We start from the raw sequence: 1,028 nt of genomic DNA, 5'->3' as shown, positions 1-1,028 counted from the left end.
TAAAGCTCGCCCACCGCCCCGAACGGCACGGGCCCACCATGGCCGTCAAGCAGGTACACCCGCGTGTTCGCAATCGGACGGCCGATCGGGACAATCGCCCCATCAAAGTCAGCCGGGCAACTCCAGGCTGTAACGTCGATAGCAGCTTCCGTGGGACCGTACAGATTGTGAAGGGCGGTCAAAGGCAATACGCGTCGAACTTTGTGCGCGACGGAGGCAGGAAGCGCCTCGCCACTGCACACGAGACGCTGCAGCGATGTGCAGCGATCAGCGCCCGTCGTGTCCATAAAGCTAACCAGCATGGATGGTACAAAGTGCGCAGTGGTGATCCTTTGGCTGAGGATCACTTTTACAAGCGCATCGGGGTCTTTGTGTGCCGCCGGTGGCGCTAGCACCAGGGTCGCCCCTTCAAGCAACGTCCAGAAGAATTCCCAGGCCGAGACATCGAAGCCAAATGGCGTCTTCTGCAAAACGACATCAGTCGCATTGAGAGCGTAGGCTTTCTGCATCCAGATCAGGCGATTGATAATAGCCCGATGCTCATTCTTTGCCCCCTTTGGGGCTCCGGTAGAGCCTGAAGTGTAGATGACATAGGCGAGATGGCATGCGGTCAGGCCAAGAGCGCGCGGGTCCGGGTTCGAGGCGGGCAACTCGACCCAGGCCGGGGTGGCCGTCTCCAGATCGACCGTCGTGACATCGGCCAGCGCCTCGGCGCCGAGTGCTGCGCGTCCGGCCGCATCACAAAGCAGCAGCCGCGGCGAGGCATCGCCGAGGACCTGCCGCAGCCGCGCGCAGGGGTAGGCCGGGTCCAGCGGCAGATAGGCGCCGCCCGCCTTCAGGATCGCCAAGACCCCCTCCACCATAGCCGGGCTGCGCTCCAGGCAGATCGCCACCGGCTGATCCGGCCTGACCCCGAGCCCGATCAGATGATGGGCCAGCCGGTTGGCCCGCGCATTGAGCTCGCCGTAGCTCAGGCGCTCGTCGTCGCAGACCACCGCCACCGCCTCCGGCGCCTGGCGCACCTGCGC

1 protein-coding gene is annotated in these 1,028 nt (G+C 64.4%); it reads right to left on the bottom strand.

Annotation, left to right across the window (positions count from 1 at the left end; genetic code table 11):
• The coding region (locus EN808_RS35055) for an AMP-binding protein (RefSeq protein ID WP_145973047.1) at positions 1-1,028 on the bottom strand (1,028 nt) is incomplete at both ends.

This window comes from Mesorhizobium sp. M8A.F.Ca.ET.165.01.1.1, from assembly GCF_004792065.1.
In the GTDB taxonomy this organism is placed as follows: Bacteria; Pseudomonadota; Alphaproteobacteria; order Rhizobiales; family Rhizobiaceae; genus Mesorhizobium.
The sequence above is the reverse complement of the archived record's forward strand: the minus strand, read 5'-3'. Positions and strand labels throughout refer to the sequence as shown.